Source organism: Chryseobacterium contaminans, assembly GCF_001684955.1.
GTDB classification, from domain to species: domain Bacteria; phylum Bacteroidota; class Bacteroidia; order Flavobacteriales; family Weeksellaceae; genus Chryseobacterium; species Chryseobacterium contaminans.
The window spans coordinates 20,528-36,006 of sequence record NZ_MAYF01000224.1; the positions used below are offsets into that span (position 1 = coordinate 20,528).

Here is a 15,479-nt window from a genome sequence, read left to right on the forward strand (position 1 = left end):
TATTTTAAAAACCTATAAAACACTCAATATCAAATAGAAAAACGGCATTTAAAAAAATATCAAAGTAATTCTTTAAAAGTTTACATTTGCTAAAAATTAAACTATCCCATGAAAAAACTCTACCTAGTCTTTCTAATGACTATGTTTTCCGCTCTGCAAGCGCAGATTGTTAATATTCCTGACACCAATTTCAAAAGTATTCTGCTATCTAATGTACCCAATGCTGTTTTGGCTTTTGATCTTATGAATAATCCTACTATCATTGATAAAAACCATGATGGAGAAATTCAATTATCTGAAGCAGCCAATATTTCAAAACTAAACATCCGAGTAACTTATTTTCCGGCTAATTATTCTCAACTGTTCAACAGTCTCGTTTCAATGGAAGGAATACAAAGCTTCACCAATCTGACTTCTCTTGATATAGATGGTCTTCCATTATTACAGACCTTAGATTTGAGTAATAATACCCTATTATATAACCTGGAAGTTAGCAGATGTTATGTCCTTTCATCATTAAACCTTCAAGGGTGCAGCCAGCTACATGATATGGAGATCTTTGCCAGTAAGATAGCTTCCATTAATTTATCCGGACTAACAAACTTATATGATGTGAGTATATTACAATGTCAACTTGAGAATATCTATTTGAATAATAATACGAATCTCAACTCCTTAAACTTAGCATTGAATAAGCTTCAGACAATACCTATAAATCAAACCCCTAATTTAAAATTTCTGACCCTAACACAAAACCAAATCAGCACACTTGATTTCAGTGGTTTTCCAAAATTAGAAGCCTTGGGGGTCAGTCTCAACAAGTTTATCACCATTGATTTGTCACAAAATAAAAACCTTACAAGCTTCTATTGTGATAAGAATCCTTTTCTTCAATCATTGTTCATTAAAAATGGAATTCATAATTTAGGTTCTACTCCTACTAATACTTCAAGCTTCACGGATACCCCAAGCCTTGTTTATATCTGTGCTGATGATTTTGAAATTCCTAACATTATTTCTTTATTACCATCTGCAAATACGTGTGTTGTCAACTCATACTGTTCATTTACTCCTGGAGGTACATTTTACAACATTCAGGGAAATACAAAAGTTGATGCCAATAATAATGGCTGCGATGCCAATGATGCCAACAAAGCTTTCCAAAAGTTTAGTATAACAGGAGGTGGAGTTACAGGAACTATGATTGCCAATACATCCGGAGATTTTTCACTTTCAGTACAGCCAGGCAGTCATACTGTGACTCCGGTACTTGAAAACCCGGCATACTTCAATATTTCTCCTACAAGTTTTACAGCTAGCTTTCCTCAACAGACAAGTCCATTTATTCAAAATTTATGTATAACTCCGAATGGTGTTCATAATGATTTAGAAACAGTAATAGTACCTGTAACTGCAGCTTCACCTGGCTTTGAATCAAAATATAAGATTGTTTACAAAAACAAAGGGAATACCACACAATCAGGCACTCTGGTATTTAATTATAATGAGAATATTACTGATTATATGAGTGCTACGCTTTCCCCATCCTCTCAATCTTCCGGAACATTGAACTGGAATTTCACCAATCTTCTTCCTTTTGAAACAAGAGAAATCAGAGTTACTCTAAAATTAAATGCACCAACACAAACTCCTGCAGTGAATGGTGGAGATATTCTGCATTATACAGCACAAATCAACGGGGCTACAGATGAAACACCAATTGACAATAATTTTGCTTTAAACCAAACGGTTGTCAATTCTTTTGATCCTAATGATAAAACCTGTCTTGAAGGAACTTCTATTACAAAAACTCAGGTTGGAGACTATGTTCATTATCTGATCCGATTTGAAAATACAGGAACAGCCAATGCCAGAAATATTGTAGTAAAGGATGAAATTGATACCTCAAAGTTTGATATTTCTTCTTTAATTACTTTGAATGGAAGCCATAATTATGTCACAAGAATAACAAATTCTAATATCGTAGAGTTTATCTTTGAAAATATTCAGCTTCCTTTTGATGATGCCAATAATGATGGATATGTAGCCTTCAAAATAAAGACAAAATCTACTTTAAATACTGGGGATACTTTCAGTAATACGGCTAAGATCTATTTTGATTATAATGCTCCTGTTGTTACCAATACCTATATAACAACTATTTCAGGCTCTCTGGCTACTTCAGAGATCAAAAACGATAAGAATACCATCAGTATTTACCCTAACCCGGTAAAAGATATACTGTCTATCAAATCTCCAGATGAAGTAACTAAAGTTGAGATTTACGATGTAGCTGGCAGAGTTATTAATTCTATGGGAGCAAAAGGAAAGACAGTAAATGTTTCAGATCTGCCGAAAGGAAATTATCTGATTAAACTGTTCTTAAAAGATAAATTCTCTGTTCAGAAATTCATTAAAGATTAAACTTATAAAAACTTCTATATAATAAAGGCTCCGAATAATTTTCGCAGCCTTTTATATTTAATAATTATGTTTATTTAAAAACAAGAATTGTATAAGGATTTTTATCGCCTGCTTTAGGGGTAACCAATCTTATATGTTCTTTATTCTTATAATAGTCTACATAAGATTCTTTGGTGATGGTTTTCCCTTTTTCAGTCTCTTTATATCCGGAATTCAGAATAGTTTTAACGTATTGATCATACTCCTTTTTAGTTTTAAATTCATATTCAATTCTGTCTTCTGAGTGGTCTTCGTATTCAAACTTTCCGATTTTAGATTGGTAATCAGGAGATTCATATTCTGATAGAACAAATCCTAATCCTTCTGTTTTGTCATAAAATCTGTAATTAAGGCTTTTCATTTCCTTTTTGAAATCGGCCATTCCCAGTTTATTGAATGCTGCAAACTGCTCTAAAGTAAAGGTTTGTGCAGAAAGCTGGATGCTTAAAGTTATACAGAATAATAGGACTAATAAACTTATGGTTTTCTTCATTTTGTTAATTTGGTCACAAATATAGGATAAAAATCATTGGTCAAATCAGGTTCTCTTATCTTACAAATTATAAGGTCTTATTCTGCTATTCAACAGATCCAGTAGAACCTTTGTTTTCACATTCAGTATATCAGTCTGGATACTGTAACGAATCCCTTTTAAATGAGGAAATACTGTTGAAGACACCTTATCTATAACATTCGTATTTTCCTTAGGCTGTTTCATAATAACACAGATATAGGATGAGGTTTTAATCCCATAATGTCTCATATCCACTATAAAAAACAAAGCAACTTCATCAAACCTGATAAACGTAGGTTTTCTTAATACATTATAAACAATAATTTGCTTATCCGTTACTGTCAGTAAAGGTTCTGTTCGTACCAACAATAATATGGAATACAGTATTCCGAATGAAAAAAGAGTAATCCCAAGAGAAAGCATTACGATTATAAAAAGATTTTCATCCTTGAAATCAATATAAGAAATACCAAAAGTAAAAACACATGAAATGATAAGCAGTATCAGGCTTTTAATTTTACTGGAATAAAAATGATGCTCTTTCATATGCTTTTTAGTCTCTGTATTTGATATTACTCAAATATATAAAACTTTAAGTAATAGTAGTCGCATATCAGTAAGCAATACTTTTCTACTCAACTTATGCCTGTCTATTCAATGCTTTCTGAAAAAGTAAAACTTGTTCCTGATTGAGATTATTCAAAGAAACAGTACTTTTGGCATAAAGCAAATGATTTGGATAATAGATGAGTTTAACAGAACTTTTATTGATATGAAATTCTGTGAGAACCGCTGGATTTCTAGTATTCCTTGTATCTAATTTAAATCTCAGATTAATACATCTCTGAGGAAGAATATATAAACTTCGGGGAAATAAGAACATAGAATTCTGATTCAGAAGAATATCAAAACTGCCCCATTGAAAGCTTTTACTATATCGCAAACCACCTTTAACAACAGTAACGATATTTCCGTTAATATTCTTTATCATCACTGCATCAGATTGCTTATACTGTTCAATAATCTTATCTTTTTGTAAAAAAAAGAAAAACCCTGAGACAATAAAAAATACTGGAATGGCGATAATAAAATAGAAAAAGAAGTCTGTTGGCATTAAAAGTTTAATAGAGAGTAATCAAATATTTTTGCGCTCAAATATATAACAATAATCCTTATAAAACCGGCAATCTGAAGAAGAAAGTACTTCCGTTATTCAGAGCACTTTTTACTCCAATTTCACCGTTCTGTTTTTCAATAAAATTCTTTGAAATGGCCAATCCAAGACCTGTTCCGTTCTGATGTTCTCCTGGAACCTGAAAATAACGGTCAAAAATCTGACGGTGATACTTTTCATCAATTCCACTTCCTGTATCAATGATATTAAACTGGATAAAATCCTCTACCTTTTCTACGAAAACTTTAATTTCCTCGTCCTGAAAGGAATGTTTTACGGCATTGGTCAGGAAGTTGTTCATTACCCAGACGGTTTTATCAAAATCTGCTGTTACAAAATCAGTATCTTTCAACTGGTATTCCGTATGGATTGAGATATTCTTTTGTTCCGCCAGTTTTTCAACGTTTTTCACGGCAGTCTGTACAATTTCCTTAGGAGAACATTTTTCAACTGTCAGACGGATGTTCCCGGATTCCACCTGAGAAAGATTAAGAAGTTCACCTGTGATATCCAATAAACGCTGTCCATCTTCATTGATGCTCTTCAACAGTTCCTGCTGCTGCTCATTCAACACACCGAATTTTTGATTTCCAAGTAACTGCACTCCCATTTTTATAGCAGAAATCGGGGTTTTCAACTCATGGGAAATGGTGGCTATAAAATTTGTCTTGGCAAAATCCAGCTCTTTAAAAGGCGTAATATTTCTCAGTAAAATTACTTTCCCGATATATTTTTTCTCCTTCTCCCCTGTTTTCACAATATTGATGGGAACAATATCCTGTTCAAAATAATTTTCCTTATTGTCTCTAACAATCTTAATGGGATCTTTTACCGGATGATCGATATTTTTCAGGAGTTCCCGCATCAAATCGTTATTAATGGCAACTTCATGGGCTGTTTTCCCGATAATATCCTCTTTGTGAAGATTGGTGATCTTTAAAGCTTCATCATTAATCATATAGATAAAATGATTTTCATCCAGACCAATCACAGCATCATGCATATTATTTACCAAAGTTTCGATCCGCTTTTTCTCCATCAGCTGCTTAGAAAGGTTGCTGCTTTCATATTCCTGAAGCTTTTCTGCCATTACGTTAAAAGAATCTGCAAGACTGTTGAACTCTTCACTCCCTTTAAAGTGAACCCTTTCACTATAATTTTTATCTGCAATCTGCCTGATACTGAAAGTCAACTGATTGATAGGCTCTGCAATGGTTTGAGGAAGATTAAACAGTAAAATAAAAGCAATCAGAAAGCAAACCGTTCCCAGACTGACGATCCAGAAAGTGGCGTTTCCGGCTGTAATAATGGCAATATCACTTTTACGCTCAATCCCTTTCATATTTAAAGACATGATTCTGGCCAGATCTTCACGGATCAGTTTCTCTTTATGGTTTGTAGGTTCTTTCAAATAGCTGTTGAAATGCAGGTTCAAATTCTGGGTAGCTTCCTTTTCTCCAAATTCAGTAAGGTTTTTTTCCTGCAGTTTATTGTTTTTCTGAAAGTCTGCTATGGCCACCGCACTATCTGTACTGATGTGATCCAATGCCAGAAGCATATTCTTAGAAAATTCAAGGCTGTTGTAATTGGCCGTAAGAATCTTTTCTGTATCAGATTTCAGTTTATTGATATATACAGAACCTATTACTGAAAGCAAAACGATCAGTAAAAATAAAAGGCCGACGCCTAAGGTAAGTTTTGTTTTAAGTTTCATATGAAGATCCTTATTGTTTTTTAAAAGACATATGCAATCGCGCCATCTTTATCGGTATTTCTGTTCCAAATCATTGCGATTTCATTCCTTTTAAGATAAAATAATAATATCTACCTGTCTTTCATTCAGCCTGTTCATCAAAGTATAAATCCAGCTGTACCCGAACAGACGCTGCCAGAGCTTTGCATGAGGCTTTCCGATGCAAACTGTGGTGATATTATGGGCAATTACATACTCAAGGATTCCGTCATGAACACTATTTTCCTTGATCCTGACAACCTTAGCCCCCAATTCCTGTGCTAAATTAAAATTATTAATCAAATACCGCTGCTTGTCCAATGCTATTTTTTCAGGGTTTTCAGAAGGTTTCTGAATATAAAGAACCGTCCACGGACTGTTGTAATAACTTGCCAGTCTCGCAGTTTTTCGGATAATGGTCTTCGCAATCTTCTCATTGCTGCTGATACAGGCCAGGAATTTGATGGGTTTAAAATTCTCGGTTTTAATTTCAGTTTCTACCTTCCTCTCCACGTGCGTCGCTACTTCTTTTAAGGCAAGCTCACGAAGCTGAAGAATATGTCCGCTCTGGAAAAAGTTACTGAGAGCGGTATGAATTTTTTCTTTCTTATAAATTTTCCCTTCTTTCAACCGGGTAAGTAATTCATCGGCTGTAAGATCGATATTCACTACTTCATCAGCCAGTGCTAAAATTTTGTCCGGAACACGCTCAGCCACTTCAACGCCCGTTATTTTCTTAACTTCTTCATTAAGGCTTTCAATATGCTGGATATTCATAGCACTGATGACATTGATCCCGTTATCCAGAATTTCCAGTACATCCTGCCATCTCTTTTTATTTTTAGAACCTTCCACATTGGTATGAGCTAGTTCATCTACAAGAACTACCTCAGGATGTTCATTGATAATGGCCTGGAGGTCCATTTCCTCCAGGTTCTTACCTTTATAAAAGACTGATTTTCTTTCAATTTCCGGAATTCCTTCCACCAAAGCTACGGTTTCTTCACGGCCGTGGGTTTCTATATAACCAATCTTTACATCAATGCCATTCCGTAGAAGAGAATGGGCTTCCTGCAGCATTCGGAAGGTCTTCCCAACACCTGCACTCATCCCGATATAGATTTTAAACTTCCCTTTTCGAGATTTCTGAATGAGTTCTAAAAAATGCTTTGCTGATGACATTGATTTTATTCTTTTTAGTTTTATTTTGAACACCTCTTTTTTTCCTGGTTAAAACCAAACTGCCAAACTCGTTGTTATGAAGAAATTTCCTTTTCTGAAATCATCATTTTTCGCAAAAATGGCATCCTTAGACGTAAAACCTCTCGCTTCTGTACGGAAAACAACATTTTTAAATATAGCATAATCTACGTTCAGTGAATATCCGAAAGTTTGAAAACCATCAGGAGTTCCTGTACTGATAATCACTCCATTTTTATCATTGTAATATTCCAGTCTTCCAGCCAATGCCCATTTATTGTCAATCTGATATTTTGCCTGTATATTCGGGCTATACCAGATATTATACTGCCCACTTCCTTTGGTCTTCTGCTCTGCTCCAATATCAAATCCTAATAAAGCTGAAAACTTTTCTGTCAGCTGAAAACTTCCATACAGATCATGGAAATAACGCATTCTTTTCTCATCTTTCGCTTTATCGTTTCCTATGAATGAGCTGCTGTTCAAAGTTACTTTATCATTGGGTTTGTAGGTCACCTGATGTCCAAAAGAAATACTTTGGTTTCCTTTCACTTTGGCAATGCGCTGCCAGCCATTCAGTACCAATCCGCTTACAAACCATTTTCCATTATCTGAAGTGTAGGAAATCTTAGCTCCTGTTTCAAAATAAGGCGAATTTTCAGCGGCAAAGCTTCTTGTCAGATTAATATTATCTCTTCCAATAGCACTTTCCCAACCGATATGAGAAGGCATGATCCCAGCATCAATCCATAGATTTTTATTTTTGGATATTTTGATTCCTACGTTTGCTTCATTGATATATCGCAAAGCCTCTTGTTCCGCAGCCATATTGTCTTGGGCATAAGTTCCGCCCATTAAGGCAAGATTGGCTCTGATATTCTCACTCTGATAATTGGCTTTTATTAATCCCAGATTAAGGTTTACCTCATTATGCCTGTTGTAAGAGTATAAAAAATTCTGGCGGAGGTGATTTCCCGGCTCATTAAAATCATAAGTATAAAAGAGTTCCGCATAAGCAGAAAATGTTACTTTCGATTCTGTTTTTAATGAGTCTGATGATTGTGCTTTTGAGAAAAATACTCCCAACAGCATTCCTATAATAGTAATTTTTTTCACGTTGATTTCGAATTGTCTGAGTACAGTACAGAAAGTATATTCCTCTGATAAAGTTAACCATTAAGAAAGAATTAAGACGTTAAGAAAAGGATTATAAGCGAATGATAAGTGGTAATATTTTGAAATTTTAGATTTTCTTACTTACACTTAATTCTTTCAATATTCTTAATGGTTCAATGTATCTAACAATATTTTATAAATTCTGCCGTACAATTGTTTTAATTATTTAAGTTGATCTAAAGCGATGTTAAGCTTTAAAACATTCACTTTTGAAGGTCCGAAAAGCCCTAAAAACGGTTTCTGAGTCTGGTCTTTAATTAAACTATTGATCTGTTCTACGGAAAGACTTCTTATTTTGGCAATTCTTTTAGCCTGATATAAAGCTCCTTCCTCTGAAATATCAGGATCTAAACCGCTTCCACTTGCAGTAACCAGCTCTACAGGTACTTTAGCATTTCCCATTTCTGGATTTTGCAGTTTCAAAGTGTCTATTCTTTTCTGTACGGTTTCCAGATATTCTTCATTGCTTGGGCCTTTATTGCTTCCCCCGCTTCCTGCTGCATTATAGTTTACGGAAGATGGACGGCCATGGAAATATTTTTCAGATTTAAATTCCTGTCCTACATTGGCATAGAATTTCTGCCCTTTATAATTAATGATCTCCGCATTTCCCTGAGTAGGTAAAACTTTTGATCCTGCATATACAACAATCAGATAAATTCCTACTACAATTAACATCACAAGACTTAATCTGAATGCTGAAACAATATGATTTTTCATTTTTAAAATTTTAATAGAATAAACTAATCACGATATCAATAATTTTGATTCCGATGAAAGGAACAATAACGCCTCCCAAACCATAGATCAAAAGATTTCTTCTCAATAAAGCGCTTGCACCAATTGGCTTATACGCTACTCCTTTTAACGCTAGAGGAATCAGGAAAGGAATAATCACCGCATTGAAAATAACTGCCGATAAAATGGCTGTTTCCGGACTGTGAAGATTCATGATATTCAGCTTCTGAAGAGATGGAATAAAGGTGATAAACAGCGCAGGAATAATGGCGAAATACTTCGCTACGTCATTCGCAATACTAAAGGTTGTCAACGTTCCACGGGTCATCAGTAACTGTTTTCCAATCTCTACGATCTCGATCAGTTTGGTAGGATCATTATCAAGATCTACCATATTCCCTGCTTCTTTCGCTGCCTGGGTACCGCTGTTCATTGCAACACCTACATCGGCCTGAGCAAGAGCAGGAGCATCATTGGTTCCATCTCCCATCATCGCTACAAGTTTTCCTTCCTGCTGTTCCTTTTTGATATAATTCATTTTATCTTCCGGCTTGGCTTCGGCAATAAAATCATCTACTCCGGCTTTTTCTGCAATAAACTTCGCCGTTAAAGGGTTATCTCCGGTTACCATCACCGTTTTCACCCCCATTTTTCTCAGTCTCTGGAAACGTTCCTGAATTCCTGTTTTAATAATATCCTGAAGTTCAATAACTCCCCATACTTTTTCATTAACGGATACTACCAAAGGAGTTCCTCCGTTTTCAGAAATTTTGGTAACCGCATCCTGAGTTTCCTGTGGGAAAAGATTCCCGGCTTTTTCAGTCAGTTTTTTTATCGTATCGTAAGCTCCTTTCCGGATCCTTGTTTCTTCAAAATCTATCCCTGAAGTTCTGGTTTCAGCGGTAAAATCAATGTATGTTGGATTAGGAACCAGTAAATCTTCGGATTTCAATGCACTAAGTTCAATGATGGATTTTCCTTCCGGTGTTTCATCTGCTACAGAACTCAATGCAGAAGCTTTGATAAAGTCTTCAAGCTTAATTCCGTTTGCAGGATGAAATTGAGTTGCCTTACGGTTTCCAATAGTGATAGTTCCCGTTTTATCAAGTAACAGTACATCAATATCACCTGCGGTTTCCACTGCTTTCCCACTTTTTGTGATGACATTGGCTCTCAATGCTCTATCCATTCCGGCAATTCCAATTGCAGAAAGCAGACCTCCAATGGTTGTCGGAATAAGACAAACGAAAAGTGAGATAAATGCCGCAATCGTAATGTGAGTCTGCGCATAGTCTGCAAAAGGCTTTAAGGTTAGGGTTACAATAATAAAAGTAAGGGTAAACCCTGCTAATAATATGGTTAATGCGATTTCGTTAGGTGTTTTTTGTCTTGATGCCCCTTCAACAAGGGCAATCATTTTATCTAAAAAGGATTCTCCCGGTTTGGTAGTTACTTTTACCTTAATTCTATCTGAAAGGACTTTAGTTCCTCCTGTTACTGAACTTTTATCTCCACCCGCTTCACGGATCACCGGAGCGCTTTCTCCAGTAATGGCAGATTCATCAATGGTTGCCAGTCCTTCAATAATTTCTCCATCCATCGGGATCTGATCGCCCGCTTCACAAAGAAAAATATCTCCGAGTTTCATTTCTGCAGACATTTTTAAAGCAGTTTCTACCTGGAATCCGGGCTTATTTTCAAGAACCAGTTTGGCAGGGGTTTCTTCACGGGTTTTTCTGAGCGTATCAGCCTGCGCCTTTCCTCTTGCCTCCGCAATAGCTTCTGCAAAGTTCGCAAACAGAACCGTGAAAAACAGAATGATAAATACTAAAAAGTTATAGGAAAAGCTTCCTTGGGTTTTATCACCAGTTAAGCTGAACATGCTTACGATAAACATGACCACTGTTCCGATCTCCACCAGGAACATCACTGGATTTTTAAACATAATTTTCGGATTCAGTTTTACGAAAGACTGTTTAATCGCTTCGTTTACCAAATCTCTTTGAAACAATGTTTGTGATTGATTTTTCATTTTTTTTGAAAGAGTTTATATCATTAAATCAATAATAACCATCAAGAGAAACCAAATTATAGGAATTAGAAATGGATAATATTATGTTGTGAACGTTTCGGTAAGTTTTAGACTAGTTTCCTAAACGATTCAGCTTCCTTAATGGTTGACTATTGATTTTAATTTTTAATGTTCACATTTATTTAGAGAAATACTGTATCTGCTCTGCAATAGGGCCAAGCGTAAGTGCAGGAAAGAATGATAATGCTGCAATAAGCAGAATAACCGCCAGCGTCATAAAACCGAATGTTGCCGTATCTGTCTTCAATGTTCCTGAACTTTCCGGGATGAATTTTTTCTGAGCCAGTAATCCTGCGATGGCAACCGGCCCTATGATTGGGATAAATCTTGATAACAACAGTACAATTCCTGTTGAAATATTCCACCAGGGGGTATTATCTCCCAGTCCTTCGAATCCTGATCCGTTATTGGCGGAAGAAGAAGTAAATTCATAGAGCATTTCACTGAAACCATGGAATCCTGGGTTATTCAATGTCTTCGCTCCAAATTCCGGCAGATAAGCCGTTAAAGCCGTTCCTACAAGAATTAGGAATGGATGGAACAAAGCTACGATCATCGCGATCTTCATTTCTTTAGCTTCAATTTTTTTCCCCATAAATTCAGGTGTTCGTCCTACCATCAGACCGCTGATGAATACAGCGAGAATGATAAAGATAAAGTAGTTCAATATCCCTACTCCGCAACCACCGTAGAAACAGTTAATCATCATCGCAAGAAGCTCATTCATCCCTGAAAGAGGCATTGTACTGTCATGCATAGAATTTACAGAACCGGTAGAAATCACTGTAGTGGCAATACTCCAATACGCTGATGCAGCACTTCCAAAACGAATTTCTTTTCCTTCCATCGCTCCAAGGCTGCTGTCTGCCCCCATTTTTGTAATTAAAGGGTTTCCGCCTGTTTCATTAACAATATTGGGAACGGTAAGCGCTAAGAAGCCAACAGTCATCACTGTAAATATGACCCATGATAATTTTCTTTTCTTTAAATAGAAACCTAACGCAAAAACCAATGCAAAAGGAATAATCATCTGAGTGACCATCTCCGTCATATTCGTTATATAATTAGGGTTTTCAAGCGGGTGGGCTGAATTGGCTCCAAAAAAACCACCACCATTCGTTCCAAGGTGCTTAATGGCAACAAAAGCGGCTACAGGACCTCTGGAAACGTCTATTTTTTGTCCTTCAAGGGTTGTAATATGATCTTTTCCTTCGAAAGTCATCGGGCTTCCGTTGATCGAAAGAATTAAAGCAACTAATACACTGATCGGAAGTAAAATTCTAATCATTGACTTGGTGAAATAATCATAAAAATTACCAAGCTCTGTAGCTGTTTTCTCTTTGAAAGCTTTAAAAAGAACAGCCATAGCAGCCATTCCCGTTGCAGCGGTCACAAACTGTAAAAACATCAGATAAAGCTGGCTCAGGTAACTTACTCCTGTTTCTCCCGAATAGTGCTGTAAGTTACAGTTCACTAAAAATGAGATGGTGGTATTAAAAGCCAGATCTGGTGACATATTCGGGTTTCCATCCGGATTTAAAGGTAACCAGGCTTGAGTAAGTAAAAGGATAAATCCTATAATAAACCAAACCAGGTTAATCGCCAGCATCGCATACATATTCTGCTTCCAGTTCATCTGGCGGTTGGGATTGATTCCCGATATTTTATAAATAAACTTTTCAACCGGCTGAAAAACCGGATCTAAAAAGGTTTTCTTGTATCCATAAACATTAGCTATGTATTTACCTAAAAATATTCCGATAACTAATGTAATAGCAAATAGGGCTATAATGCCTAAAATTTCTGTATTCATCGTCTTTTAAAATTTTTCAGGTTTCATTAAAACATAACAGATATACACAAAGGCAAGAATTGAAAGGAAAAATAAACTCCACATAATTTTATATCTTATCAAAAAATTCAACTGATTTATATAAAAGCCAGAACAATACTGCAAAAAGCAGAATTAAACTTATCAGCATCATATCTTTATTATTAGAGTTAAAAGAGTAAACAATACGTACGATACAATCAGCAGACTAAAAGTAGAATGCTCCCGTTTTTTAAACGTTTTTCTTGAAATTGTCATTTTTAAATATTTTATTCAGAGACTATATGCCAAAAGAAGATCCAAACCTGAAACAAATAAAATAAAACATTGAAAGACAAAATATTACACACAAAATACAACCTTTATAAAAACAGAAAAGCCTATCAAAATGATAGGCTCTTTATTAAAATGATAAAAGATTTATTTCAGTCCGTATTCGTCGAGTTTACGATATAGCGTAGCAATTCCGATTTCAAGGAGTCTGGCCGCTTCTGCCTTATTCCCTTTCGTGTATTGCAATACCTTTTGGATGTGAATTTTTTCAAGCGATCTCATACTTAGAGAATCACTCTCCGGAACAGCCTTTTCTGAGTAATGAGGAAGGCTTTCTGCATCCAGAATATTATCATTCATAAGGATCAGACTGCGTTCTACAGCATTTCTTAATTCTCTGATATTTCCTTTCCAGTCATTCTTCTCAAGCATTTTATAATATTCCGGTAATACCTGAACAGATGGAATATGCAGTTTATTTGAAAATAGATCAATAAAATTCTTGGCCAACATTTTCAAGTCTTCTTTTCTTTCTCTTAAAGCCGGAAGTGTAATTTCAAAAACATTCAGTCTGAAATAGAGATCCTCTCTGAAATTTCCCTGTTTTATTTCTTCTTCAAGGTTTCTATTGGTTGCTGCAATTAGTCTGAAATCAGATTTGGAAACCTTTGTTTCACCCATTTTGATAAACTCACCCGTTTCAAGAACCCTCAGCAGTTTAGCCTGAAGCTCTATCGGCATTTCGCCAATTTCATCAAGGAATAGAGTTCCACCATTGGCTTCTTCAATCAATCCTTTTTTATCTTTTATAGCTCCTGTAAAGGCTCCTTGTTTATGCCCAAAAAGTTCACTTTCCAGAATTTCTTTGCTAAAAGCAGAGCAGTTAATAGCCACGAAAGTATTTTTCTTTCTTTCACTCCCTTCATGAATAGCATTCGCAAAAACCTCCTTCCCTGTTCCGGTTTCACCCGTTAAAAGTACCGCAGCATCCGTTAATGCGACCTTTTCAGCCAATTTCTTAGCATGCAGTATTAATGGAGAATTACCAATAATCTGCCCAAAACCTTTTTGTGCTCCACTTGGCTGAACAGTTCTTATTCTGTTATCTTTTACCTTCTCCAATGCTTTATACACTAATGGAATGATCTTCTCGTTATCATCTCCTTTTACCAGGTAATCATAAGCACCGTTTTTCATGGCCTGCACAGCATCAGTAATATTCCCAAACGCAGTCATCAGAATAATTTCCAGCTGTGGATATTTTGTTTTAATAGACTTTACAAGATCTACCCCAAAGGCATCAGGAAGCCTGACATCACTTAATATGACATCAAAATCATACTGCTCCAGCATCGTCATTGCAGAACGGGCTGTAGAAGCTTCTTTTACATTAAAATTCTCTTGGGAAAGGATCATTCCTAACAACTTAAGGAGTTTGATTTCATCATCGATAATCAGAATGTTTCCTGACATTATAATTCTTTTTGGAAGATACAAACTTATTGAAATTATTTGATGAAAAGTCCCTTATTAAGGAAAATAATTTCGTACTTCTATTTATTTCAGGAGCTATCTCCCGCTATCCACTCATACTCCTCACGCCCGTACTCTCCAACGCTCAAACCCTCAAGCTCTCCAACTCCCTGTTGCGGGGTAACCGTTCCTATCGGGGCTAGGGAGGTTGTATGGATGAAAATTATTGGTTTATAAAATGAATTACACCTTTTTATTATGAGTAATAAGTAATTAGTGATGAGTAATAAATGATGGATATTTGTATGATACTTTAATTTGTCAGTATTCACCACTCTTTGTCATCCCGTAGGGATCCAGGCTATCCACAATTATTTCCATACTCATTATTTCCCATCCTATGTTTAGATCCTTACAGGATGACAACAGTAGTCAGTTTATCAGAAGTAACAATACCAGGAAAATATCCTGATATAAGCAAGTAAGATTAAAGAATAAATCGTAAACCCAGATAGAATACAAGAAAAATTTAACAACAAAGTAAAGAGTAAAGTTGAGAGTATTCAATAAGGTGGTATGAGCCTTTCTTTGAGAGTAATCTCCACATTACTCATTACTCATTACTTCTTGTGTATGGTTCCCTGGGTCTTGCGTATATTTGGGTATAAAGCAAAAAAAAGTCTCACACATTGCTGTATGAGACTTTTAAAAATAAAATAAAAACTGGCGGCGGCCTACTCTCCCGCGTTAGCAGTACCATCGGCGCTGGTGGGCTTAACTTCTGTGTTCGGAATGGGAACAGGTGAGCCCCAC

Annotated in this window: 11 protein-coding genes and 1 rRNA gene; 1 reads left to right on the forward strand and 11 read right to left on the reverse strand. The window is 35.8% G+C overall.

Going from position 1 to position 15,479, the window contains the following annotated elements; all coding sequences use genetic code 11:
• Nucleotides 1–108 precede the first annotated feature (108 nt).
• A complete protein-coding gene (locus BBH99_RS12570) occupies nucleotides 109–2,424 on the forward strand; it encodes a T9SS type A sorting domain-containing protein (RefSeq protein ID WP_066696151.1) in 2,316 nt (771 codons plus the stop codon).
• Nucleotides 2,425–2,494: 70 nt separating this feature from the next.
• Here the strand turns inward: BBH99_RS12570 and BBH99_RS12575 are convergent, their stop codons facing one another.
• From BBH99_RS12575 to rrf, 11 genes are all read right to left on the reverse strand, one after another.
• Nucleotides 2,495–2,956 (reverse strand): hypothetical protein, encoded by a 462-nt coding sequence (locus BBH99_RS12575; RefSeq protein WP_066696153.1) that lies wholly within the window; start codon nucleotides 2,954–2,956, stop codon nucleotides 2,495–2,497.
• A gap of 60 nt (nucleotides 2,957–3,016) precedes the next feature.
• Nucleotides 3,017–3,523, reverse strand: coding sequence for an STM3941 family protein (locus tag BBH99_RS12580; protein ID WP_066696156.1), 507 nt, complete (start codon nucleotides 3,521–3,523; stop codon nucleotides 3,017–3,019).
• A gap of 94 nt (nucleotides 3,524–3,617) precedes the next feature.
• Complete coding sequence (locus BBH99_RS12585; RefSeq protein ID WP_066696159.1) at nucleotides 3,618–4,091, reverse strand: hypothetical protein; 474 nt, start codon at nucleotides 4,089–4,091, stop codon at nucleotides 3,618–3,620.
• Between the two features lie 58 nt (nucleotides 4,092–4,149).
• Nucleotides 4,150–5,865: an ATP-binding protein gene (locus BBH99_RS12590; protein ID WP_066696162.1), complete on the reverse strand. Its 1,716-nt coding sequence runs from the start codon at nucleotides 5,863–5,865 to the stop codon at nucleotides 4,150–4,152.
• Nucleotides 5,866–5,955: 90 nt separating this feature from the next.
• Nucleotides 5,956–7,065, reverse strand: coding sequence for a histidine kinase (locus BBH99_RS12595; RefSeq protein WP_066696165.1), 1,110 nt, complete (start codon nucleotides 7,063–7,065; stop codon nucleotides 5,956–5,958).
• Nucleotides 7,066–7,113: 48 nt separating this feature from the next.
• On the reverse strand, nucleotides 7,114–8,175 hold the full coding sequence (locus tag BBH99_RS12600) for a porin (protein WP_123873160.1): 1,062 nt from the start codon (nucleotides 8,173–8,175) through the stop codon (nucleotides 7,114–7,116).
• A 246-nt stretch (nucleotides 8,176–8,421) separates the two neighbouring features.
• Entirely contained in the window at nucleotides 8,422–8,979 is a 558-nt protein-coding gene (gene kdpC, locus BBH99_RS12605; RefSeq protein WP_066696172.1) for a potassium-transporting ATPase subunit KdpC, read from the reverse strand.
• A 10-nt stretch (nucleotides 8,980–8,989) separates the two neighbouring features.
• On the reverse strand, nucleotides 8,990–11,029 hold the full coding sequence (gene kdpB / locus BBH99_RS12610) for a potassium-transporting ATPase subunit KdpB (RefSeq protein WP_066696175.1): 2,040 nt from the start codon (nucleotides 11,027–11,029) through the stop codon (nucleotides 8,990–8,992).
• Between the two features lie 178 nt (nucleotides 11,030–11,207).
• Nucleotides 11,208–12,902, reverse strand: a complete 1,695-nt coding sequence (gene kdpA / locus BBH99_RS12615; protein WP_066696178.1) for a potassium-transporting ATPase subunit KdpA — start codon at nucleotides 12,900–12,902, stop codon at nucleotides 11,208–11,210.
• A 438-nt stretch (nucleotides 12,903–13,340) separates the two neighbouring features.
• Entirely contained in the window at nucleotides 13,341–14,666 is a 1,326-nt protein-coding gene (locus tag BBH99_RS12620) for a sigma-54-dependent transcriptional regulator (protein ID WP_066696181.1), read from the reverse strand.
• Between the two features lie 721 nt (nucleotides 14,667–15,387).
• Nucleotides 15,388–15,479, reverse strand: a 5S ribosomal RNA gene (gene rrf, locus BBH99_RS12625); the annotation flags it as partial.

What these genes read in the sequence shown, in the direction of transcription:
- BBH99_RS12570 (WP_066696151.1), top strand. Translation starts at nt 109, where the DNA reads ATGAAAAAACTCTACCTAGTCTTTCTAATGACTATGTTTTCCGCTCTG.
- BBH99_RS12575 (WP_066696153.1), bottom strand. Translation starts at nt 2,956, where the DNA reads ATGAAGAAAACCATAAGTTTATTAGTCCTATTATTCTGTATAACTTTA.
- BBH99_RS12580 (WP_066696156.1), bottom strand. Translation starts at nt 3,523, where the DNA reads ATGAAAGAGCATCATTTTTATTCCAGTAAAATTAAAAGCCTGATACTG.
- BBH99_RS12585 (WP_066696159.1), bottom strand. Translation starts at nt 4,091, where the DNA reads ATGCCAACAGACTTCTTTTTCTATTTTATTATCGCCATTCCAGTATTT.
- BBH99_RS12590 (WP_066696162.1), bottom strand. Translation starts at nt 5,865, where the DNA reads ATGAAACTTAAAACAAAACTTACCTTAGGCGTCGGCCTTTTATTTTTA.
- BBH99_RS12595 (WP_066696165.1), bottom strand. Translation starts at nt 7,065, where the DNA reads ATGTCATCAGCAAAGCATTTTTTAGAACTCATTCAGAAATCTCGAAAA.
- BBH99_RS12600 (WP_123873160.1), bottom strand. Translation starts at nt 8,175, where the DNA reads ATGCTGTTGGGAGTATTTTTCTCAAAAGCACAATCATCAGACTCATTA.
- kdpC (WP_066696172.1), bottom strand. Translation starts at nt 8,979, where the DNA reads ATGAAAAATCATATTGTTTCAGCATTCAGATTAAGTCTTGTGATGTTA.
- kdpB (WP_066696175.1), bottom strand. Translation starts at nt 11,029, where the DNA reads ATGAAAAATCAATCACAAACATTGTTTCAAAGAGATTTGGTAAACGAA.
- kdpA (WP_066696178.1), bottom strand. Translation starts at nt 12,902, where the DNA reads ATGAATACAGAAATTTTAGGCATTATAGCCCTATTTGCTATTACATTA.
- BBH99_RS12620 (WP_066696181.1), bottom strand. Translation starts at nt 14,666, where the DNA reads ATGTCAGGAAACATTCTGATTATCGATGATGAAATCAAACTCCTTAAG.